Origin of the sequence: Aeromicrobium duanguangcaii, from assembly GCF_024508295.1 — a bacterium.
Lineage (GTDB): Bacteria > Actinomycetota > Actinomycetes > Propionibacteriales > Nocardioidaceae > Aeromicrobium > Aeromicrobium duanguangcaii.
This window is the reverse complement of sequence record NZ_CP101990.1, coordinates 1573151-1594556: the sequence shown is the minus strand read 5'-3', so window position 1 is coordinate 1594556 and position 21406 is coordinate 1573151. Positions and strand designations below refer to the sequence as shown.

Genomic DNA, 21406 nt, shown 5'->3' with positions numbered 1-21406 from the left:
CACCCGACGAGTACGGCAGTGACGAGGAGAAGAAGACGAGTCAGACGCACCCCATCAGCGTATCCGGCGCCTGTTCGCAGGCCGCGTGGCCCATCGGCACCATGGCCGATGGTCGGTCAGAAGTGACTCGTGGGGATTATGTGAACAGCCGATTGGGCGACGTGGTTCACTCACGGTGGGAGGTGTCGCACTGATGCGTATGACTCGGGTCTTCGCTGGGGTGTCGGTCCTGGTCGCCACGCTGGCGTCCCCGACCGTCGTCCATGGTGACGAGCCCTCCACTCCTTCGGTCAGCACCAGCACCGCCACGACCTCCTCCTCCCCCACGGCGTCCGGGCCGACGCCGTCCTCGCCGACGGGGTCCGCGCCGACGGGGTCCTCACCGACGGGGTCCGCGCCGAGCGTCCCCGTGCCCGACCCGCTGGCGATCGCCCCCACCGCCATCACCGAGCTCACGACGCTCGCGCTGCGCTACGAGGCCAACCTCAGCGTGGCCGAGGACCGGCGCAAGGAGGCGGCGGAGCGGCTGCGCGACGCCGACCGCCAGCGCCGCGTCGCCCGCGCCTACGTGGCCCAGGTCGTCGAGTACGCGATGTCGCCCAGCGGTGATCCGTTCGCCCAGAAGCTCAGCGCACTCGCGGCGGCGAAGGAGCCCGAGGACCTCATCACCGGCATGTTCAGCAGCGAGCAGGTGACGGACGCCCAGGAGGGCCACCTCAGCGACGCCAAGCTCGCCTTCGACGCCGCGCAGGTGCTGCAGGCCCGCGCGGACCGCGCCACGCGCGCCGCCGAGAAGGCCGGGGAGGCGGCGGCCCGCCAGCTGAAGCAGATCGGTGATCTGGCCGAGCAGCTCGGTCTCGGCGCCTCCTCCACCCCCGAAGGACTCCCCCAGACCCGCACGGAGCAGGAGTCCTGGAACGCGACCGCCGCCACGTCCTGGAAGCGGTACCGCAAGCAACTGGCCCGGCTCAGCGTCAAGCCGCCCAACGCCCGGCGACTGAAGGCCACCGGTGGCGTCGGAAAGGCCACCGTGGGATCGCGCACCGTCGAGGTCCTGCCCGTGCAGACGATCCGCCTGGTCGACGCCCTGGTGAAGCGCATCGGCGACGACTACGCCGCCGAGAACACCCGCGGCGCCTGGAGCTGTGGCGGGCTCGTGCAGGTCAAGGGCGGGTACGACCTCTCGGGCACGCCCGCGCAGATCTACGCCCGCACGGTCGAGGTCGACCCGGCCAAGCCGCGACGCGGCGACCTCGTCTTCACCGCGAACCAGGAGTCTGGCGTCCATCACGTCGGCGTCTACATCGGCGACGGCAAGATGATCGACGCACCGGGTACGCGCGCCCAGGTGGGCGTCTCGCTGGTGCCGGCCAAGCCGTTCGCCGTGACACGTCCTGCTCTCGGCACGGGGAACAACCCGGTGCCGCGCGGCACGGCCAAGGCGCCGACCACCGTCTGCAACGCCACCAAGCCGGTCGCCGCCACGCGCCAGGCATGGACCTTCCCGCTCAAGCAGGGCAGCTACTCGATCTCGGCCGGCTTCGGCATGGGCGGCGGCATGTGGCAGTCGACCCACACCGGTCAGGACCTCGCAGCGCCCATGGGCACCCCGATCTACGCCTCGCGCGGCGGCGTCGTCGGCCTGCAGGAGATCGGCTGGGCCGGAACGCTCATCACGATCACGCACCCCGACGGCACCGCGGAGCGCTACGCACACTCCTCGAAGGTCCTCGTGCAGGACGGCCAGAGCGTCAACGCCGGCGACGAGATCGCTCTCGTGGGCTCGCGCGGCAACTCCACCGGGCCGCACCTGCACTTCGAGATCATGGTCGCCGATCGCTTCATCGATCCGATGCCCGTGCTGGTGCAGTACCTGACCAACAACGGCGCCGGCAAGGGCTGGGGCGGCTACAGCAACGGTCAGGTTCCCCGGGGCGTCCTGTGCGCCACCGGAGACACCTTGCTGCGATGCGACGCGGCCCAGCGCGCCGAGCAGCTCTCGGTGGGGTTCAACCGCAAGTTCGGCGCGCCGCTGGAGTTCACCGCCGGCTACCGCGACATCGTGGGTCAGATCCAGCGCGGGCCCGAGGGCACGCTCGTCGACATCCCGGGCACGTCGCCCTTCGGTTGGGGCACGCGGTTCACGGTCGGCTCACTGTCGAAGAAGCAGCAGGACTGGCTCGCCGACCGGGCGCGTGGTCTCGGACTGAAGTTCGAGGGCGACGCCACCTGGTCGATCCCCACCGCCTGACGCCTCTGCCGAAGGTTTGGCCGGATCCCTGCGCGGACTGGCACGGATGTGCTGGTGCGCCCCCGGTGCGGGCGGGTTTGATGAGTGTCAGGACCACGAGGACAGGACGGTCATGACAGGGCACATCGCCGGCGACCAGCACACCGAGGTCTCCCCCGGCACCCTGTGGCTGGCGCTCGTGGTGGTCTACCTCGCTTGGGGGTCGACGTACCTGGGGATCCGTGTCGTCGTCGAGGACATGCCGCCGCTGATGTCGGCCGGCGCCCGCTTCCTCACCGCCGCCGTGCTGATGGGGACGTTCCTGACCGTCCGGTCCGGTCCACGCGCCCTGCGGGTCCATCCCCGCGAGCTGCGAGGGGCGGCGGTCGTCGGAGTCCTGCTGCTCGCCGGCGGCAACGGCGGCGTCGTCCTCGGTGAGCGCACGGTCCCGTCCGGGCTGGCGGCACTGCTGGTCGCGATGGTCCCGCTCTGGCTGATCCTGCTGCGCTTCGCCAGCGGCGCTCGCCCGCACCTGCTCACCTGGGTCGGCGTCCTCGTGGGCTTCGTGGGCCTGGGAGTGCTGGTGCTCCCCGGCGGCGCCGGCGGCACGACCGCGGGCATCGTGACCATCGTCGGTGCGTCGCTGTGCTGGTCGATCGGCTCGTTCATGTCCCAGCGGATGCCCATGCCGACGAACCCGTTCGTCGCCACCGTGTGGGAGATGCTGGCCGGCGCGATCACGCTGCTGGTCATCGGCACGGTCAGCGGCGAGCGTCCGAGCGATTTCGGTGACGCCGCGGCGGCCTCCTGGATCGCACTGGGGTACCTCGTGGTGTTCGGGTCGATCGTGGGCTACTCGGCGTACGTGTGGCTGCTGCAGAACGCGCCGCTGCCGCTCGTGTCCACCTACGCCTACGTCAATCCCGTGGTCGCGGTGCTCCTCGGCGCCCTCATCCTCGCCGAGCCCCTCACCGCCACGATCCTCATCGGTGGCGCCATCGTCGTCGTGGGCGTCGCCATGGTGGTCCGGGCCGAGCGACAACGGCCACCCGACACCCCGCGGTCGCCCAGGACATGACGAAGGGGCCCACCGCTCGTGCGGTGGGCCCCTTCGTTCGGTGCGTCAGGCCTGGTCGAGGTCCTGGGCGACGCGGCGGTGCGCCTCCCAGATCCGCTCGGGCAGGTTGTCGAACGCCTTGAGGTGCGCCTCGCGCAGGTCGATCTCCTGCTTCCAGCGCTCGACGTCGATCGCCAGCAGCTGATCGAGCACGGCGTCGTCGATCTCGAGGCCGTCGAGGTTCAGCTCGTCCTTCGTGGGGACGACACCGACCGGCGTCTTGCGACCGGTGACCCGACCCTCGCGGTAGTCCATCATCCACAGCAGGGCGCGCAGGTTGTCGCTGTAGCCGGGCCACAGGTAGCCACCGTCGGCATCGCGCTGGAACCAGTTGACGTGCGCGAAGAGCGGCTTGTCGGTGACCTGGTCGAGGATGTCGAGCCAGTGCTGGGCGTAGCGACCCTCGGGCAGCGCCAGGAACGGACGCATCGACATCGGGTCGTAGCGCAGCTGACCGGCCACGCCCTCGGCCGCGGCGGTGGCCTCGGCGCCCAGCGTCAGGCCGTCGTAGACGCCCTCGGCCGGATCCTCGATGGCGCGGATCAGCGGCTCGCGGTCGCGCGTGCGGCCACCGTAGATGATGCCGTCGATCGGCACGCCGGCCGGATCGTTGTAGTCAGGCGACTCGTTCGGGACGTTCGACATCGTCGACGTGAAGCGGCAGTTCGGGTGGGCCCACACGTGGTCCTTGGAACGCTGCTCCTCGACGGGGCGCTCCGAGATCAGGTTGCCCTTCCAGTCGCGCCACCCCTCGACGTCCTCGGGGTAGTCGGGCGTCTTGCCCTCCCACCAGGTCTCGTGCGTGTTCACGTTGTACGCCGTGTTGGTGAAGATGGCGCCGGTGCCGGCCTCGACCGCCGCGAGCGCGTTCGGGTTGGTGATCGCGTTCGTGTCGATCGCCACGCCGAACACACCGAACTCGGGGTTCATGCCGTAGAGCTTGCCGTCGTCGCCGACCCACAGCCACGCGATGTCGTCGCCGAAGAACTCGACGTAGTAGCGGTCGCCGAGGGCCTCCGGCGCGACCATCATCGCGAGGTTGGTCTTGCCCGAGGCACTCGGGAAGCCACCGGCGATGTGGTACTTCTTGCCGGTCTCCTTGTCCTGGATCGCGATGAGCATGTACTGCTCGGCGAGGAACTTGCGCGAGGCCCAGCCGTCCCAGTTCGCCTGACGCAGACCGTGGGCGATCTTGCCCAGCAGCGCGTTTCCGCCGTAGGACGAGCCGAAGTGCAGGATCGTGCGCTCGTCGGCGACGGTCACGAAGTAGCGCTTGTCCTCGGGGGTGCCCTGGCCGAGGTTCTCCAGGTCGCCCGTGACGTGGACGGCGCGAACGAAGCTCTCGGGGTCCTTCAGGTTCTCGAACAGGTCGACACCCACGCGAGCCATGCGGATCATCTGCAGCACGACGTTGCGGTTGTCCGTCAGCTCGATGCCGGCGGCGTACGCCTCCAGCGGCGAGCCGGGCGCGGCCATCAGGTAGGGGATGACGTACATCGTCTTGCCCTGCGACGCGCCCGTCATGTTGTTGATGACGACCGGCTTGATCTCGTCGGCATGGCGCCAGTTGTTGTAGACGCCCTTGTCCTCGGGGTTGCTGGTGGCCACGATGGTCCGCTCCTCCGAGCGGGCCGTGTCCTTCCAGTAGCTCTGCGAGTAGTAGAGACCATCGCCGGCCGGCTCGAGCTCGCCCGCGTCGAGCGACTCCTGCAGCAGCCGAGCGTCGTCGCTGGCGCTGACGACCTCGATGCGATCGGGCTGGGTGACTCCCGCCCAGTGCTTCACGAACTCATGGACGTGAGGGTTCTTCAACCCCGCGTCATCCAGGACCTTGTCCACGTCGACCATCGGTCTGCCTGTTCCTCTCCTGGACCAGCCCGCCGGCTGGTCCGGTCACGTCGATGTTCCGTCGCGTGCCGGCGGAGATTTCCGACGGCACGATCCCGGAGATTACCGCGACCTTACCGCGCCGAAGGGGGCATGCTCAGTAGGGCCCTGTGGGATAGGCCACAGCCGAAGACCGTCGCGGGCGTGTGACCCTGCGCTCACAGTCGCGTGACGACCCGGTCACGATCGAAGCGCCGGACCGCGAGGTGGAAGACGACCAGATCGCCGATCGCCGCGAGGACGCCGACCACCACGACGACTCCGCGGTCGAACGCCATGGCGCCGGTCGCCTGCGACATGATCAGCAAGATGACCGGCAGGACGAGCAGTCCGGCGACCGCCTGGGCGCCCTGCAACGTCGACGCGCGGTGCGAGATCAGGACGATGCACCCGATCGCGAAGAACGAGACCAGCGGCGCGATGACGCCCACGAGGACGAGCCAGGTGGCGTTGGGGAACACCCAGCCGTCCTGCCACGGCCGGGCGAGCATCGCCACCACCGCCGTGTAGATCACCGTGGACAGCCACGTCACCGTGACAGCCGGGATCCACGAGACGAGGATCTTGCCGATCACGAGCTCGCGGTCGGTCAGCGGCGTGAAGAGCAGGCCCTCGAGCGTGTCGCGCTCCTTCTCGCCGACGAAGGCCGCCGTCGCAAACACCGTCGCGACCACGACCGGGATCATCAGGAAGATCGGCGCCATGAAGTACTCGACCATCGCCCGCGTGGGATCGGCGGCGATGGCCGGCGGCAGGCTCTCGAGGTAGGAGTTGATGAAGTCGAGGCGCGCGAGGGCCTCGGGCTGCCGGGTCGCCGCGATCATCGTGGCCGGCAACAGCAGGGCGAAGACGATCGGCAGCATGAGGACCGGCGAGAGGGTCTGGCGGTTGCGGCGCAGCTCGATCCAGTCCTTCACCATGAGCGCACGGACCCGCCGGGCGTTCACCGCTGCTCTCCCGCCAGCATGCGGAAGTAGAGGTCGTGCAGCGACGGATCGGCGCTCTCGGGGTCGTCCACCGTGAGCCCGGAGGCGCGCAGGTCGGCGACGACCCGGTCGGCGATGCCGCGATCACCCACCCGGATCACGTACTCACGGGTGGGCCAGTGCCGGGCCAGCAGGTCGTCCACCTCCCCCGCGGCGACGACGCGGCCGCGATCGAGCATGACGACGTCGTCGCACAGTGACTCCAGTCCGTGCAGCTGGTGCGTGCACAGCACGATCGTGGTCCCGGCCTCGGCGCGCAGCTTGGCCAGGTGATCGAGCACGTCCAGCGTCGACGCGGGATCCAGGCCCGCCGTGGGCTCGTCCAGGAAGAGCAGCTCGGGCTCGTGGAGCAGCGCCCGTCCGATCTTCGCCTTCTGGCGCAGGCCCTTGCTGAGCGAGCCGACCGGAGTGTCGCGGCGGTCAGCCAGGCCCAGGACCTCCAGGACTTCGGTGAGTCGGCGCTCGGTCGTGCGCCGAGGCAGGCCGTGCAGGTCGCCCCACGTGCGCAGGTTCTCGGCGACCGTCACCCGGTGATAGAGGTTCGCCTCGGTCTGGACGCCCACCCTGGCCCGCAGACCTGGCGCCGACGCGGGAGTGACCGGTTCCCCGAACAGCTCGACCGTGCCGGACGAGGGACGCAGGAGCCCGGTGAGCATCCGGACGGTGGTGGACTTGCCGGCGCCGTTGGGGCCGAGCACGCCGAGCACGCGACCGCGCTCGACGGTCAGGTCCAGGGCGGCCACGGCGACGCGGCCCTCGAACACGCGCGTCAGACCGGCCGCGCGCACCACCGGTCCGCCCGTCATGGCTCCATCATGGTGGCTTCAGAGCAGGCGCGTCGACCGTTTGCACTGACCGTCGGACGGCGGCTCCGGCGTGCGGCGCTCGACCCCCTTGAGCAGGTAGACGCGGTAGCCGCACAGCGTGGCGACCTGGCGGTAGCGCCGATCGACCACCGCCTGGGCGGCATCCGCGTCCATCCCCCAGCCCTCGAGCTGGCGGCGGATGACCAGCCACGTGGGCGCCGCCGCCCCCGCGACGAGCTCGCCGAACATCTCGAGCCGCGGGTCGTCGGTGCGGACGGGCAGGCTCCACAGGTGCTCGTAGGGTGAGTCCAGCCCGGTCGCGTACACCAGATCGACCCGACCCCAGGCGCTGACGATCGTGTCGCCGGGCTCGGCCACCGCTGCGATCGCACGCCCCACGGCCACCGGGCCGTCGACCGAGCCCACGGCGGGCAGGATGAGGACGGTGCCCACGACGCCGGTCACGACCGAATACCCGATCGTCGCAGGGGCGACGATCCGGCTGCGGGCCGCGATGACTCCGATCCCCACCGCCACCGGGACGGCCAGCTCGACGAGGTAGTGGTTCCACCAGCTGCCGCCGGCGATCACCGAGAAGCACCCGAAGGCGGCCATGGCGGACAGCGCCCAGGACTCCGACGACCGGAATCGGCGCAGCAGCGGGGCGCACAGGACGACCAGGACCAGGAGCATGTGCCCGCTGATCGCCCACCGCCGCAGGACGCCGTTCCGTCGCCCGACCCGCGCGCCTTCCGGATCGGAGGCGAGGACCTCGGCGGCGCGCAGCCGGAACGAGAAGAGCGCGTCGAACAGCTCACCCGGGGCGGTGCCACGCGTCCAGGCGGCCAGCACCACGACGAGCGACACCAGGGCCGCACCGCCCAGCGCGCCGGCCGCCAGTCGCGCCGCGGCCGCGGGCTGCACCCGGCCGGTGACGAGGCAGCCGATCAGCAGCACGACGGCGAAGACGGCGGCGTCCGCGTGGTTCTGCTTCGTCAGGACGGCGCCGGCGATGGCGGCACCCGTGGCGAGCCCCCAGCGCGCCGTCGGGTTCTGGACCGCACGGATCGCGGCGTACACGCCGAGGGCCAGCCACGGAGCGGCGAAGAGCTCGGCGTTCACCCGGTCCGCGCCGAGCCACGGACTGACGGTGAGGACTGCCGCCGCGACCGCGGCCCACCGCGCGGCACGGTCGCCCGCGATCCGGCCCGCGGCGGCCGAGCAGACGACGATCGTGACGATGACCGGGATCAGGCCCACCAGCCGCAGGGCCACCACTCCCCCGGTGTTCGCCGCCAGCCAGGCCCAGGTGAGCAGGATCGGTGGCCGGTCGATCCAGTAGTCGCCGTAGAGCGAGTCACCGACGCCCCACTGGCCGCCGATCATCAGCAGGCCCGCCTCGTCGGGGCTGGGCAGGACGCCCAGGAAGGGCAGCCGCAGGGCCACTGCCGCCACGACGGCGAGCAGTACGGTGCGCTGTGTCCCCATGGTCCCCCGACCGTTCCTCAGTCCTCGATCCGCACGGCGGGATCGCCGTCGAACAGCCGTCCGTCCGGGCGACCCAGTGCGGTGAGACGGTCCACCGCGGCGGGGTCCAGCACGATCTCGACTGCCGCCAGGTTCTGGCGCTGCCGCTCGGCGGAGGTCGCCTTCGGCAGCGGCAGGGTGCCCACCGCCGCGTGCCAGGCCAGGACCGCCTCGGCCGGCGTCACGTCGTGCTGCTGCGCGACCTCGGTCACGACCGGGTTCACCAGCAGATCGCTCTTGCGCCCGAGCGGACTCCACGCCTGCGTGACGATGCCGCGAGCTCGGTGCTCGGCGAGCGCCTCGACCTGTGGGAAGTAGGGGTGCAGCTCGATCTGGTTGACCGCGGGCAGGACGCCGGTCTCGGCCTCGAGCCGGTCCAGGTGCTCGGGTAGGAAGTTGCAGACGCCGATCTCGCGGACGAGCCCGCGGCGCTGCGCATCGATCAGCGCCTGCCACGCCTCGACGTAGAGCCCGCGCGAGGGATTCGGCCAGTGGATCAGGTGCAGGTCGAGGTGGTCGAGACCGGTCCGCAGCAGACTCTCCTCGATCGAGACGACGGCCTCCTCGTACGCGTGGTGACGGCCGGGCAGCTTGGACGTCACGATGACCTCGTCACGGGGCACGCTCGACGCGCGGACCGCCGCGCCGACGGCGCCCTCGTTCTCGTAGTTCATCGCCGAGTCGAGCAGCCGGTAGCCGACCTCGAGCGCGGTGCCGATCGCCGCGACGCCGGCGAGGCCGTTGAGCTTGTAGGTGCCGAAACCGACGGCGGGCGGGTCGAGGGTCACGTCCCGACTCTAGGGCCCGACGGGCAGCCGACCAGCCAGGCGCTCATGGCGTGACCGGCTCGCCTCGTTGAGGCCCTCGATGGTCACCTTCTTGCCCTTGGCCGCGTACTTGGTCTCGATGGCGTCCAGCGCGGCGACGCTGGAGGCGTCCCAGATGTGCGAGTCCGACAGGTCGATGACGACGTGACGCGGGTCGCCGGCGTAGTCGAACTGGTGGACCAGATCGTTGCTCGAGGCGAAGAACAGCTCGCCCACGACCTTGTAGACGCGGGTGTCCTCGTCGGGGCGCGCCACCACGATGACCTGGGTGAAGTGCGCGACGCGCCGGGCGAACATGACCGAGGCCACCAGGACGCCGACGACGACGCCGATCGCGAGGTTCTCGGTGGCCACGACCACCACGACGGTCGTGACCATGACGAGGGTCTCGCTGCGGGGCATGCGTCGCAGGGTGGACGGCGCGACGCTGTGCCAGTCGAAGGAGCCGACCGCCACCATGATCATGACGGCGACCAGCGCGGCCATCGGGATCGTCGCCACGACATCGCCGAAGCCGACGACCAGGATCAGCAGGAAGACACCGGCCAGGAAGGTCGAGATGCGCGTCCTGGCTCCCGAGACCTTCACGTTGATCATGGTCTGGCCGATCATCGCGCAGCCGCCCATGCCGCCGAAGAGCCCCGTGACGATGTTCGCGACGCCCTGGCCCCACGTCTCGCGGGTCTTGTCCGAGTGGGTGTCGGTGATGTCGTCGACCAGCTTCGCCGTCATCAGCGACTCCATGATCCCGACGAGCGCCATCGCGAAGGCGTAGGGCGCGATGATCCGCAGGGTCTCGAAGGTCAGCGGCACGTCGGGCGTGAAGAGCGCCGGCAGACTGCTGGGCAGCTCACCCTCGTCCCCGACGTCGGGCACGTCGAGTGCGGCGACCACGGTGATCGCGGTCAGGATGACGATCGCCACCAGCGGTGCCGGGACGACGGTCGTGAGCCGCGGCAGCAGGACGATCACCACGAGCCCGAAAGCGACCATCGGATAGACCAGCCACGGCACGTCGATCAGGTGCGGGAACTGGGCGACGAGGATGAGGATCGCCAGGGCGTTGACGAAGCCGACCATGACCGAGCGCGGGATGAAGCGCATCAGCTTCGCCACGCCGCCGACGGCCATCAGGATCTGCAGCAGCCCGCCCAGCAGCACGGTGGCGATCAGGTGGTCGAAGCCGTGCTCGCGCATGACCGGGGCCACGACCAGCGCGACGGCCCCGGTGGCGGCAGAGATCATGGCCGGCCGGCCACCGAGGATCGCGACCGTGACGGCCATCGTGAACGAGGCGAAGAGACCGACCCGGGGGTCGACGCCCGCGATGATCGAGAAGGAGATCGCCTCGGGGATCAGGGCCAACGCGACGACGAGCGCAGCCAGGACCTCGGTGTGCAGTATCCGCGGCGACCTGAGGGCCCGGCGCACCGAATGGACCTCGTCTGACTCGGGGACGTGGGCGGGCGCGGGCAGGGTCATACGGTTCCGTTCGGGGGCTGGTTCGTCGGGGCGACCCGCGATTCTAACGCGACCTCCGCAGGCCCGCCCATGTCATGCGAGCCCCTGCCCGCGGAATTAGAGTTCAACCATGGCGGTCCACAAGCTGCGTTACACGCTGGACGAGGTGGTCGGCTCCGGGGGAATGGGGGCCGTGTACCGCGCCACGGACACCCGACTGGGCCGGACGGTGGCGGTCAAGGTGCTGCGCGCGGACCAGAGCACCGACGAGGTCGCCCGAGCGCGGCTGCGCAGCGAGGCCCACCTGGCGGCCTCCATCCAGCACCCGGGCGTCGCGCAGGTCTTCGACTTCGAGGAGGACGACGCATCGGCCGACCGCTCCACCTACATCGTCATGCAGTACGTCGAGGGCCGGTCCCTGGCCGAGTTGCTCAAGGAGCGCGGGCCGCTCCCCCCGGACCAGGTGATGTCGATCGTCCACCAGGTCGCCGAGGGCCTGCAGGCCGCCCACGACGCCGGCATCGTCCACCGCGACCTCAAGCCCGCGAACATCATGCTGACGCCGGCCGGCCGGACGGTGCTGGTCGACTTCGGCATCGCCCAGGCGACCACGAGTGACCCGCTGACCGACACCGGCGCGCTGGTCGGCACGACGGACTACATCAGCCCCGAGCAGGTGCGCGGGCAGGCCGCGAGCCCGCAGTCCGACATCTACTCCCTCGGGCTCGTGGCGTACCACTGCCTCACGGGGCGCTCTCCCTTCCGGCGCGACACCCACGTCGCGACGGCGATGGCGCAGCTGCACGACGAGCTGCCGGCCCTGGACGCGTCCGTCCCGGCCCGAGTCGAGCGGCTGATCCGCACGATGACGGCGAAGAAGGCGGCCCACCGGCCCGTCACGGCCGCCGACGTGGCGCACGAGGCGATGATGCTGGGTGCGGCCGAGTCGATCGACCTGCCGGCCACCTTCGAGATCTCCCTCCCCCAGCCATGGCAGTCGACGGCTGACGTCAACACGGCGCCGACCCCCGCCCCGGCCCGCGAGACGCCGCGGCGCGGTACGCCCCTGCCGGCCTATGCGGCGATCGCGGTGGTACTGGCGCTGGTCGTCATCCTCGGCACCAGGCAACTGCTTTCCAGTGACCCCGTCGTGCCGGACGTCGTCGGAATGAGCGCGCAGGACGCCGCCGAGGAGATTCGCGCCGCCGGGTTCATCCCGCGTGCCGAGGTGGTCGACGTGGCCACCCGTGCGGAGGGGGACGTGGTCGAGCAGTCGCCCTCCGCGGGCAGCGAGGAGCAGGAGGACGCCGCGATCGAGATCTCGGTCGCCTCGGGCAAGGTGCCGGTGTCGGCCGCGTCGGTGATCGGCACGGGCTATGCCGAGGCGGCCGCCGCGCTGGAGGAGCAGGGATTCGTCGTCAGGCGCGAGGAAGTCACCCGGTCGAGCGACGTCGGCGAGGTCGTGGCGATGGACAAGTCGGGCCGGCTGCCCGACGGCGCCACCATCACGCTGTCGGTCGCCGTGGCGCCGGTCATCACGGCCACCCGCTCCGGCGGGGCCACCCGGCCTCCCTCCGCGGCCGGTGGCCCGAAGGACAAGCCGGGCAACAACGGGAACAAGGGCAAGGCCAAGGGGAAGAACCGCGGTAACGGCCCGTAGGCCCTCCCGCGTCACTGCGAGCCGTTCTCCGTTCGGGACTCCGTCAGCCCCGTGCGCGGCCCACCGCGCCGCCACGGTGGCGGCAGGGGGTCGAAGCGCAGGCTCAGCACGGCGCCCAACGTGAAGTAGCTGCGGATGATCCGGAACACGAGGTACTCGGGCACGTACAGCAGCGCCCGCGGCTGCCGGTTCATCACGCAGACCGCGACGGCGACGAGGGCGGGAAGGCCCACGATCATCGCGAGGACCGGCTGCCACCGCAGCCCCGAGAAGGTGTTGGGGAAGACCGCGAAGACCAGGACGGCGAACAGCAGCAGCGGGGCCAGCAGCGCCCGGCGTGCGGAGTTGAACAGCGCGAAGGGCAGCACGAACACCCCGGCCATGGAATGGGCACGCAGCAGGGTCCGGCGATGGTGCGACGCCACGTGATAGGTGCTGCGGAACCAGCGCAGCCGTTGCTCCCGCATGTGCGCCCAGGTGTGCGGTGTCTCCGTCAGGTACCGGATCCGCGGATCGGCCAGGCAGAGATACCCGAGCGCGTTCAGGCGCATGCACAGGTCGGTGTCCTCGCCGTTGATCCCCTCACGGATCGGTCCTGCCTGGGCCAGCGCGGAGCGGCGCACCATGGTGAACATGCCCGGCACGCCGACGATGCCCTCGTATCCGGTCCTCGCCACCTGGAAGTAGGCGTGACGCACCAGCACCTCGATGGTCCGGACCCGGCTGAAGAAGGTCCCCACGCGTACCGGGATGGGCACTCCCCCGACCGCGCCGACCCGCGGGTCGTGGAAGTGCCGGGCCGCCAGGACGATCGCCTGGTCGTCGAGCATGACGTCGGCGTCCACTCGCACGACGAAGGGCTCCGTGATGCGCGCGATGCCGTAGTTGAGGGCACGGGCCTTGCCCGCCGTGTGGCACTTCAGTTGGATCCCGCTCAGGTGCTGCGCTCGGTCGATGGCGCGCTGCGCGATCTCCGCGGTGTCGTCCGTGGAGTCGTTGTCCACGACGTAGAGCCGGACCGGACCGGAGTAGGCGCCGGCGGCCACGTCGATCGCCCCGATCGTGGCGGCGATGTCGTGGGCCTCGTTGTGGGCCGGGACCACGACGCCCACGGCCGGCGCGAAGGGATTCTGGCGTGACCGGCGCACCACGACCGTGCCGATGACGAACGCGAGCAACACGATCAGCTGCTGAACGAGGAAGACACCAGGGCCGACGCCACCGATCAGGGCGAACTCGCGCATCGTCCAGACCACGGCGTCGAACCGCCGGGCCGCCAGCTCAGCCAGGATCACGGCGAGCGTCAAGGGCCCGAAGAAGCGCAGCCAGGCGCTCACGGTGAGGTGCTGGAAGCGCGCGGGACGCGGCAGCGGCTCGGGCAGATGGGCGTTGTAGAGCACCACCACGGGGAAGATCGCCAGCGCGACGATGCCCGAGGCGATCTGCTGAGCGGCGACGGGGATCTCGATGTCGAGCGTGCCCTCGAGCGTCCACGCCGCGGTGTCGATGAGCAGACCGGTCAGCAGCAGGCCTCCGCAGAGCTGCAGGAGCACCCACGCGCGCCGCCACGCGTTCGTGGCCAGACTCAGGCTGAAGACGACGAAGAACACGAGGATGAAGATCCGGACGGGAATCAACGCCCGATCGCCGCCGGGCGCGTAGAAGACGGCGTCACGCCGCTCGTCGAGCCACCCCGTCCGGACCAGGATCACCATCGCGAGGAGCACCAGCAGCCCGAGGGCAGCGAAGGACACCAGACAGGCATTGACGACCCGGTCCGGTCGGTCCACCGAGTACTCGATCGGGGCGCTGTCGACGGACCGGTAGTGGTCCCGCACCGCTTCGGGCACGTCGAGGTGATCGAGGTCGGCGTCGGGCGGGACAGCCGGTCCGGGCGGCTCCGTCATCAGTCCTCGATGCCGGCGCGCGCCGCGGGAACAGTCTCCACCCGCCCCTGGGGCGTCACGACGAATCCGCCACCGCCGGTGGCGACCACGCGGGTCCGCTCGCGGCCGTAGGGCGGCACCTGGTCGTCCGGCTCGCCGACCGGGGTGAGCGCCAGACCGGGTGTCGCGCCCGACGTCACCGGCTGCACCACGTACCCGTCCTTGAACGCGCTGAGATCCAGACCCGCGGCCTCGATCCGTCCGTCGGCGACTGTGACGACGGGCGCCAGCGCACGCTCCGGCTCGCCCAGCAGCAGGAAGGGACGCTGCGCCGGGGCGCCGTCCCAAGCGAACCGAGCGGCCTCACGCCACCTGCTGAACTCCGCGAGCGTGGGCACCAGCGCGGCCAGCGTCCGGGTGGGGTCGTCGAGACGCGACGAGTCCAACACCACGTCGAATCCGCCGGAGAAGTCCGCCGGCACGGCGGTGAACCCGGCGCCGTCCCCGCCGACCGTCAGCGTCGAACCGGGCAGCAGCTGCACGTCGTACGAGGTCCGGCGCACGTTGCAGCCACCGAGGTCGCGATCCCTGATGAGCGTCACCGCGAGGTCGTTGCGGACGAGCTCGCGACCGGCCGGGAGCGGCACTGCCACGTTCTGGCGGCCGATGCCCCCGAGCCGCTGGGTCGCCACGAGGTCGTCATTGAGCCGCACCTCGACGATCCAGCGAGCATCCACCGTGGTGGCCGGGACCATCATCTGCAGGCGCAGGGCGGTCGGCACGGTGCCACCGGGAAGATCCGGGAGCGCGTAGTCGATCTGCCACGTGCGGCGATCGCTGATCTGCTGGACCGAGGTGTCGGCGCCGAGTCGTTCGAGATTGATGGAGGTCCCGCTCGCCTGCTCCACCTCCTCGCGCTCCGGAGTGCTGCTCTCGGAGTCCGCGGTGGTGACCGGACTGGTCGTCACGAAGGTGGGCACCACGTCCGCGGCGGGCTCGACCACCGCCAGCACCGGCTGACCGTCCCGGCGCGCGACCCGGACCGATCCCTCGTCATCGGACTCCCAGTCCACTCCGTCGAGGCCGTCGGCCGTTCCCACCAGGATCTGGGAGTCGCCGTCGCCCGGCTCGCTGGAGTACGTGACGTCGTGTCCCTGCTGGGTCAGGAAGGCGGCCAGCTCGGCGGCCGTCGCGAACCACTCCTCGCCCTCGGCCGAGTCCGACAGCACGAGACGCACCTCATGGTCGAGGCCGGCCACGACGTCGCGCACGGTGTGCACCCGCTCGTCCAGACCGGCGCGCACCCCGGTGCGCTCGGGGTCGAGGAACACCAGGGCGCCGAGATCCTCGGTGATGTTGCAGCGCCGTTGGTCCAGGCTGCCGTCCGTCTTGACCTGCACGTTCACGACGCCCTTCTCGACGGCACTGTCAGGCAGGTCGATGTCGGCGCTGAGCTTGTGGTCGCCGCGCCTGAGCTCGTCGACGTACAGCGCCTGCCCGTCGACGAGGACCCGCAGGAAGACGGTGCTCGACTCGGCGACCTGCGTCTGGCCGCGCAGCCTGAGCACGGGGTTCTCGATGCGCGAGTCGACCGGGACGGGCAGCGAGAAGCTCCGCGACGTCGTGTTGTCGTCGCTCAGCCGGACTCCGTCCTCCTCCCCCACGTCCAGCAGCGACTTGGCGTACTCGCGCTCCCCCGGCGCCGCGTCACCGTCGAACCAGGACGGCCGCGCGATCGCGAACCCGATCACGATGAGGATCGCCGCGACCAGGAACGCCAGTGCGCCCCATGGCAGCCAGGTGCGTGTGCTGTTCACGACTCGGCCTCGACCGCGGCGCGGCGCTCCTCGTTCCAGTAGGAGGTCGCGCGGATCTTGGAACGGTCACAGCGATCGGCGTACCGGGCGGCGATGCCGACGGACTCCTCGAAGAGCCCCTCCTCCAGCAGGATGGGGTCGAACCCCAGGTTGCGCAGGTTGTCGTTCACCATGTCGAGGTCGTTCTCCGCGCTCTCGTCCCGAGGGTTGGGCAGGAACTCGACCGTCGCGCCGAGCTCGCGCTCGATCAGCCGAGCCAGGTCGATGACCCGCAGGGTCTGCGCGAGCTGGTTCATGATCCGCACCTGGCCGTGAACCGTGCCGCCGGACTCGACCGCCAGCCGCACGCACGTGGCCGTGTCCTGCACGTGGATGAACGCGCGGGTCTGGCCGCCGGTGCCGTGCACCGTCAGCGGGTAGCCGATCGCGGCCTGCATGAGGAAGCGGTTCAGGACCGTGCCGAAGTCGCCGTCGTAGTCGAACCGATTGATCAGTCGCTCGTCGAGGCGGGTCTCGTCGGTCTGGGTGCCCCACACGATGCCCTGGTGCAGGTCCGTGATCCGCAGGTTGTCGTACTGCGCGTAGAACTGGAACAGCAGCTGATCGATCGACTTGGTCATGTGATAGACGCTGCCCGGCTTCGTCGGGTACAGAATGTCGCGGGTGACGGTCGCGCCGAGCCGGTCCGGATAGGACACGGTCAGGTAGCCCTCGGGGATGTCGATGGGCGAGCTCTCGTACCCGTAGACGCCGGTGGTGCCCAGGTGCACGAGATGCGCGTCGAGCTTCGCCTCGACGAGGCCGGCCAGCACGTTGTGCGTCCCGTTCACGTTGTTGTCGACGGTGTAGCGCTTGTGGGCGCTGTCCTTCATCGAATAGGGGGCCGATCGCTGCTCGGCGAAGTGGACGATCGCGTCGGGACGCCACGACTGGAACACCTCGAGCAGCGCCGGGTAGTCGTGGGCCAGGTCGATGTCGTGGTGCACGATCCGGCGCCCCGTCTTGTCCTCCCAGCAGTCCAGCCGCTCGGGCAGGGACGCGATCGGCGTGAGGGACTGCACCCCGAGCTCCTCGTCCATGCGCCGCCGGACGAGGTTGTCGAGGATCGCCACCTCGTGCCCCGCGTGGGAGAGCGACAGGGCGCTGGGCCAGCCGCAGAAGCCGTCGCCGCCGAGTACGAGAACCTTCATGATCGCCGCCTAAGGGATCGTGCCACCGGGGGGCGGATTTTCAGACTACGCTCGGGTCAGCGATTCCCACAGTCCCCCGAAGGAGCGCACGACCGGCGAGACGTCGGCCCGAAGGAGGACGCGATCACGATGAGCGACGCGCGGTCATCCCGCTCCGAGGTCCGCCGTCTCGGCTGGATCGCCGCGGTCCGCATCGCGGTCTCGCTCGCCGCCCTGGCTGCCGCCTACTGGCTCGTGCCGCTTCGCTCCGCGGGGACGGAGTTCACGGGACTGGCCGTGGCGCTGGTCGTGTTCGGTGCCGTGGCCGCGGTCCAGGTTCCGCTCATCGTGCGCGCGACCCATCCGACCATCCGTGCCGTCGAGGCGCTCTCACTCGTGGTGCCCGTCTTCCTCGTGATCTTCGCGCGGACCTATCTCGCCGCGTCGACGAACGATCCGGCCGCTTTCAACGAGCCGCTGACGCGCACGGACGCGCTCTACTTCACGGTGACCTGCCTGGCCACGGTCGGCTTCGGCGACATCGTGCCGGTGACCCAGTCGATGCGGCTGTTGGTGACCGCCCAGATCCTCCTCGATCTGGTCTTGATCGGCGTCGTCGTGAAGCTGTTCGTGTCAGCCGTGCGCTGGGCCCGCACGGACCGTCGTCGGTCGCCCGGCGAGTACTGAGGTCTCAGCGGCCCAACAGCTCGTACTGCCGGGCGACCCGGACCGCGGCGTTGCGGCGCGACACCCCGAGCTTGCGCAGGATGTGGCGCACGTGCGTCCGCACGGTGTTCACCGAGATGTACATGGCCGAGGCGATCTCCTCCGTCGTCAACAGCTCGCCGAGGTGCTCGAGCACCTCCAGCTCCTTCGTCGTGAGCGGCTCGACGGGTCGTGGGGGCGGAGACTCTCCCGCGGCACGGCGCTGCGGCGGCGGACCGGGCCGATGATGTCCGGCCAGCCAGTCGGCGGTCTGGCGGTGCAGCTCGATCGCCCGCTGCGGGGAACGGTGCGCCAGCTCAGCGCGCAGGAACGCGCGGAAGAACGGTGCGAGCCGGTGGTGGCCAGGAAGGCCGGGAACGGCGTCGATGAAGGCGTTGGACCGACCGAGCCCCGCGAGCATGCGCGCGGCTGAACGACCGCCCAGGACCGCCACCAGTCCCGGCGGGAGGGTCGCCGGGACGCTCATCGCCATGAGGAACTCGCTCTCGTTCGGCGAGCGACGGGCCAGTACCTCCGCCCGGAGGTACTCCGCGATGTCCCCGCTGTCCGCGGTCACGCGGGCGATGGCCGCGTCGCTGTCCTCCTCCCCCGCCAACGCGTGCCCGAGGAAGCGCAGGCCCGTGACCCAACCTGCGGTCCGCAACTGGAGGGCGTCGAGCACGTCCGTCGGTGCGCGCACGCCCATGCCGGCCAGCAGCAGCTCGGACTCGGGGCGGGTGAAAGCCAGGTCCGCGGGGCCGATCTCGATCATCGCGTCATCGAGCCGGTACCGGTACAACGGCAACGCGGGCTCGTCCCGCGTCAGGAGGACCACGCGAAGCCGACCCCCGCCGTGGCGCAGCAGCAGGTCCAGGTCGGTGGACGACCGGAGCGAGTCGATCTCGGGCCCGTCGAGCACAACCGTCAGGGTCTCCCGCGCCCGGGCCACGGTCCGCACCAGCGCCCGGCGCGCCTCGGGACCGAGCGTGGTGCCGCGCTGCAGGCCACTTCCGGGTGGCGCCGGGATCCCCCACCGCACGAGGGCGCCGAGGATGCCCGGCCAGAGCAGGTCACCGCGCTCGAAGGTGACCCACTCGACCCTGCCGGACGCCCGGCGGGACACCCAGTCGGACACCAGTGCGGTCTTGCCGCTCCCGGCCGGGGCCCGCACGAGGACCAGGCGGCAGCTCGAGGCGGCATCCAGGAGGTCGAGCAGTCGATGTCGGCTCAGGAAATGGGACGGCCGACCCGGAACCCCGGGCCAGCCGGCTCGTGCTGCCGCGTGCGCCGCACGCGGGACCGGCCCGAGAACGTGCTCCTCGAGAGCGAATGCCTCGGCGGGCCCGCGCGGTCCGACAGCCGTCATGCTTCGAGCGTATGACGGCCCGGACGGGCGCGCTCCGCGTCACTCGGTGCCGAAGGCCTCCCGCAGTGCGGACTCCTGGTCGCTGCTGAGGTTGGTGAAGAGCAGGTCCTCGGGCTCGTGGCTCGCGAACGCCTCCTTGACCTTGTCCAGCACCACGTCCGAGGTCAGCACGAAGAGCGCCGACGTCCCGGGAGTCACCTTGTCGCGGACCTTCTTGATGAAGTCGTCATCGATCCCGACGTCGGTCAGCGCTCCCGCGAGGGCGCCGGCCGCCATGCCGACGGCGGCTCCGATGACCGGCAGGAAGAAGATGATCCCGAAGAGCAGGCCCCAGAAGGCCCCACCGAGCGCGCCGACGCCGGCGGTCGAGTACAGCTGCTTGGTCTTCGGCTTCTTCTTGCCCTCCGGCCAGGAGACGGTCGCTGCGTCGAGCAGGTTGAGGACGTTCTGCTTGCTCAGGTCCTGCAGGGTGCGCTCGGCCTCCTCCGCTCCCTCGGGGGTGTTGAACTTCCAGACGGTCAGTGTCGATTGGGCCATGGTCGATCTCCTTCTCGGTGGCACGGTGCCACACCCCAAGTGCACCCCCGACCGCGCCGATCCGCATCATCCCCAGGGGATGATGCGCCGCCTCGGGATCTGGGAGACGCTGCGCGTGGCATCCCCCGCGGCAGGAGCTCACGATGTGTCGATGGCTGGCGTACTCAGGCAGTCCGATCCTGCTCGAGGAGCTGCTCTACCGGCCGTCGCCCTCGCTGATCGACCAGAGCCTGCACGCGCAGATGGGGGCCGAGGCGACGAACGGCGACGGCTTCGGCGTCGGCTGGTACGGGCTCGACACGTCGACCCGGTCCATGCCGGACACGCGAGGCCCCGAGGTTCCGGTGCTGTTCCGCGGCGTCGAGCCGGCATGGAACGACCAGAACCTGCGCGAGCTGGCCCGCTCGACCTCGTCGGGCCTGTTCTTCGCCCACCTGCGCGCCAGCACCGGCTCGCCCGTGCAGCAGACGAACTGCCACCCCTTCCGCCACGACCGCTGGCTGTGGATGCACAACGGTGCGATCCGCGAGTTCGGACGGATCAAGCGCGACCTGTTCCTGGCGATCGACCCCGAGCTCTTCTCCTGCGTCGAGGGCTCGACCGATTCGGAGTTGATGTTCCACCTCGCGCTGACGTTCGGGCTCCGGGACGACCCCGTCGCGGCGGTCGAGCGGATGGTCGGATTCGTCGAGGCGACCGGGCGGCGCCACGGCGTGGAGCACCCGATGCAGATGACGGTCGCGACCTCCGACGGCGAGAGCCTGTGGGCCTTCCGGTACTCCAGCGAGCACCAGAGCCGCACGCTCTACGTCAGCGCCGACATCACCACGTTGCGCAGCCTCTATCCCGACAACCCGGCGTTCGTGGGTCTGGACGAGGAGACGCGGGTCGTGGTGTCGGAGCCGCTCGGCGACTTCGCCGGGGCGTGGCACCCCGTCCCCGAGTCGAGCTACGGCATCGTGCAGCCGGGCGACAACGTGATCGGCGACTTCAGGCCGCGCCTGCCCTGAGACGAGGTCACGGAGTTGTGACGAACCCCGCTCGGCGCAGGTGGGCGAGGAGGGTCTCCACCAGCGGCAGATCGACGAGACGGTCGGGGCTGAACCACGCCGCGTCGTCGGCATCGTCAGCAGCTCGCAGCGTTCCACCGACGACCGTGGCGACGAAGTCGTGGATCTCGTACTCGCGTCCGTCGCCGGTGGGCACGACGGCGACCCAGAGCTCGCGTCCGACGGTGACGAGCAGACCGGTCTCCTCCAGCACCTCTCGGGCAGCGGCCTCCGCGAGCGTCTCCCCCGGCTCGACCTTCCCGCCCGGCACCGACCACAGCCCGCGTCCCGGTTCGTGTCCACGTCGGACCAGCAGGAGGCGACCGGCGGGATCCACGATGACGGCGCCGGCGGCCAGGACCGGAGATTCGGACAT

At 70.5% G+C, this 21406-nt stretch carries 17 protein-coding genes; 5 read left to right on the top strand and 12 right to left on the bottom strand.

Annotation, left to right across the window (positions count from 1 at the left end; translation table 11 throughout):
- The first annotated feature begins 193 nt into the window (after positions 1-193).
- Positions 194-2251 (top strand): peptidoglycan DD-metalloendopeptidase family protein, encoded by a 2058-nt coding sequence (locus NP095_RS07955; protein ID WP_232416442.1) that lies wholly within the window; start codon positions 194-196, stop codon positions 2249-2251.
- A 112-nt stretch (positions 2252-2363) separates the two neighbouring features.
- Positions 2364-3308 (top strand): EamA family transporter, encoded by a 945-nt coding sequence (locus NP095_RS07950; RefSeq protein WP_232416443.1) that lies wholly within the window; start codon positions 2364-2366, stop codon positions 3306-3308.
- Between the two features lie 45 nt (positions 3309-3353).
- Here NP095_RS07950 and NP095_RS07945 read toward each other — a convergent pair whose 3' ends face one another.
- The 6 genes from NP095_RS07945 to NP095_RS07920 all read right to left on the bottom strand — a co-directional run bounded on the left by NP095_RS07945 (position 3354) and on the right by NP095_RS07920 (position 10862).
- Positions 3354-5195: a phosphoenolpyruvate carboxykinase (GTP) gene (locus NP095_RS07945; protein WP_232416444.1), complete on the bottom strand. Its 1842-nt coding sequence runs from the start codon at positions 5193-5195 to the stop codon at positions 3354-3356.
- Positions 5196-5392: 197 nt separating this feature from the next.
- Positions 5393-6181: an ABC transporter permease subunit gene (locus NP095_RS07940; protein ID WP_232416445.1), complete on the bottom strand. Its 789-nt coding sequence runs from the start codon at positions 6179-6181 to the stop codon at positions 5393-5395.
- The gene (locus NP095_RS07935; RefSeq protein WP_232416446.1) at positions 6178-7026 is read right to left on the bottom strand and encodes an ABC transporter ATP-binding protein; all 849 of its coding nucleotides are present in this window, start codon (positions 7024-7026) and stop codon (positions 6178-6180) included. The genes NP095_RS07940 and NP095_RS07935 overlap by 4 nt, the downstream gene beginning before the upstream one ends.
- Positions 7027-7044: 18 nt before the next feature.
- Complete coding sequence (locus NP095_RS07930) at positions 7045-8514, bottom strand: glycosyltransferase family 39 protein (protein WP_232416447.1); 1470 nt, start codon at positions 8512-8514, stop codon at positions 7045-7047.
- Between the two features lie 17 nt (positions 8515-8531).
- Positions 8532-9341 (bottom strand): aldo/keto reductase, encoded by an 810-nt coding sequence (locus NP095_RS07925; RefSeq protein WP_232416448.1) that lies wholly within the window; start codon positions 9339-9341, stop codon positions 8532-8534.
- 9 nt (positions 9342-9350) lie between these two features.
- Entirely contained in the window at positions 9351-10862 is a 1512-nt protein-coding gene (locus NP095_RS07920) for a SulP family inorganic anion transporter (protein WP_232416449.1), read from the bottom strand.
- 109 nt (positions 10863-10971) lie between these two features.
- Here NP095_RS07920 and NP095_RS07915 point away from each other — a divergent pair, with 109 nt between their 5' ends.
- Entirely contained in the window at positions 10972-12501 is a 1530-nt protein-coding gene (locus NP095_RS07915) for a protein kinase domain-containing protein (protein WP_232416450.1), read from the top strand.
- 11 nt (positions 12502-12512) lie between these two features.
- On the opposite strand, the gene NP095_RS07910 is transcribed toward NP095_RS07915, so the two are convergent.
- Genes NP095_RS07910 through NP095_RS07900 form a run of 3 tightly spaced genes read right to left on the bottom strand, consistent with a single transcriptional unit; the run spans position 12513 to position 17394 of the window.
- Positions 12513-14408 carry a glycosyltransferase gene (locus NP095_RS07910; RefSeq protein WP_232416451.1) on the bottom strand — a complete coding sequence of 632 codons (1896 nt, stop codon included), beginning with the start codon at positions 14406-14408 and terminating at the stop codon, positions 12513-12515.
- A complete protein-coding gene (locus NP095_RS07905; RefSeq protein WP_232416452.1) occupies positions 14408-16204 on the bottom strand; it encodes a hypothetical protein in 1797 nt (598 codons plus the stop codon). The genes NP095_RS07910 and NP095_RS07905 overlap by 1 nt, the downstream gene beginning before the upstream one ends.
- Complete coding sequence (locus NP095_RS07900; RefSeq protein WP_232416453.1) at positions 16201-17394, bottom strand: NAD-dependent epimerase/dehydratase family protein; 1194 nt, start codon at positions 17392-17394, stop codon at positions 16201-16203. The genes NP095_RS07905 and NP095_RS07900 overlap by 4 nt, the downstream gene beginning before the upstream one ends.
- Before the next feature lie 129 nt (positions 17395-17523).
- Here NP095_RS07900 and NP095_RS07895 point away from each other — a divergent pair, with 129 nt between their 5' ends.
- On the top strand, positions 17524-18060 hold the full coding sequence (locus tag NP095_RS07895; protein ID WP_232416454.1) for a potassium channel family protein: 537 nt from the start codon (positions 17524-17526) through the stop codon (positions 18058-18060).
- Between the two features lie 4 nt (positions 18061-18064).
- Here NP095_RS07895 and NP095_RS07890 read toward each other — a convergent pair whose 3' ends face one another.
- Together NP095_RS07890 and NP095_RS07885 are read right to left on the bottom strand one after the other, a co-directional pair.
- Positions 18065-19444 carry a helix-turn-helix transcriptional regulator gene (locus NP095_RS07890; protein ID WP_232416455.1) on the bottom strand — a complete coding sequence of 460 codons (1380 nt, stop codon included), beginning with the start codon at positions 19442-19444 and terminating at the stop codon, positions 18065-18067.
- 39 nt (positions 19445-19483) lie between these two features.
- Positions 19484-19981: a DUF1269 domain-containing protein gene (locus tag NP095_RS07885; protein WP_232416456.1), complete on the bottom strand. Its 498-nt coding sequence runs from the start codon at positions 19979-19981 to the stop codon at positions 19484-19486.
- 143 nt (positions 19982-20124) lie between these two features.
- Between NP095_RS07885 and NP095_RS07880 the strand changes: the two genes are divergently transcribed.
- Positions 20125-20991: a class II glutamine amidotransferase gene (locus tag NP095_RS07880; protein WP_232416457.1), complete on the top strand. Its 867-nt coding sequence runs from the start codon at positions 20125-20127 to the stop codon at positions 20989-20991.
- A gap of 7 nt (positions 20992-20998) precedes the next feature.
- On the opposite strand, the gene NP095_RS07875 is transcribed toward NP095_RS07880, so the two are convergent.
- Positions 20999-21406 (bottom strand): NUDIX hydrolase, encoded by a 408-nt coding sequence (locus tag NP095_RS07875; protein ID WP_232416458.1) that lies wholly within the window; start codon positions 21404-21406, stop codon positions 20999-21001.

Bases quoted from the DNA above. Each gene is read 5' to 3' on its own strand.
- NP095_RS07895 (WP_232416454.1), top strand. From the start codon at position 17,524: ATGAGCGACGCGCGGTCATCCCGCTCCGAGGTCCGCCGTCTCGGCTGG.
- NP095_RS07955 (WP_232416442.1), top strand. From the start codon at position 194: ATGCGTATGACTCGGGTCTTCGCTGGGGTGTCGGTCCTGGTCGCCACG.
- NP095_RS07910 (WP_232416451.1), bottom strand. From the start codon at position 14,408: ATGACGGAGCCGCCCGGACCGGCTGTCCCGCCCGACGCCGACCTCGAT.
- NP095_RS07885 (WP_232416456.1), bottom strand. From the start codon at position 19,981: ATGGCCCAATCGACACTGACCGTCTGGAAGTTCAACACCCCCGAGGGA.
- NP095_RS07890 (WP_232416455.1), bottom strand. From the start codon at position 19,444: ATGACGGCTGTCGGACCGCGCGGGCCCGCCGAGGCATTCGCTCTCGAG.
- NP095_RS07900 (WP_232416453.1), bottom strand. From the start codon at position 17,394: ATGAAGGTTCTCGTACTCGGCGGCGACGGCTTCTGCGGCTGGCCCAGC.
- NP095_RS07930 (WP_232416447.1), bottom strand. From the start codon at position 8,514: ATGGGGACACAGCGCACCGTACTGCTCGCCGTCGTGGCGGCAGTGGCC.
- NP095_RS07935 (WP_232416446.1), bottom strand. From the start codon at position 7,026: ATGACGGGCGGACCGGTGGTGCGCGCGGCCGGTCTGACGCGCGTGTTC.
- NP095_RS07875 (WP_232416458.1), bottom strand. From the start codon at position 21,406: ATGTCCGAATCTCCGGTCCTGGCCGCCGGCGCCGTCATCGTGGATCCC.
- NP095_RS07945 (WP_232416444.1), bottom strand. From the start codon at position 5,195: ATGGTCGACGTGGACAAGGTCCTGGATGACGCGGGGTTGAAGAACCCT.
- NP095_RS07915 (WP_232416450.1), top strand. From the start codon at position 10,972: ATGGCGGTCCACAAGCTGCGTTACACGCTGGACGAGGTGGTCGGCTCC.
- NP095_RS07880 (WP_232416457.1), top strand. From the start codon at position 20,125: ATGTGTCGATGGCTGGCGTACTCAGGCAGTCCGATCCTGCTCGAGGAG.
- NP095_RS07950 (WP_232416443.1), top strand. From the start codon at position 2,364: ATGACAGGGCACATCGCCGGCGACCAGCACACCGAGGTCTCCCCCGGC.
- NP095_RS07920 (WP_232416449.1), bottom strand. From the start codon at position 10,862: ATGACCCTGCCCGCGCCCGCCCACGTCCCCGAGTCAGACGAGGTCCAT.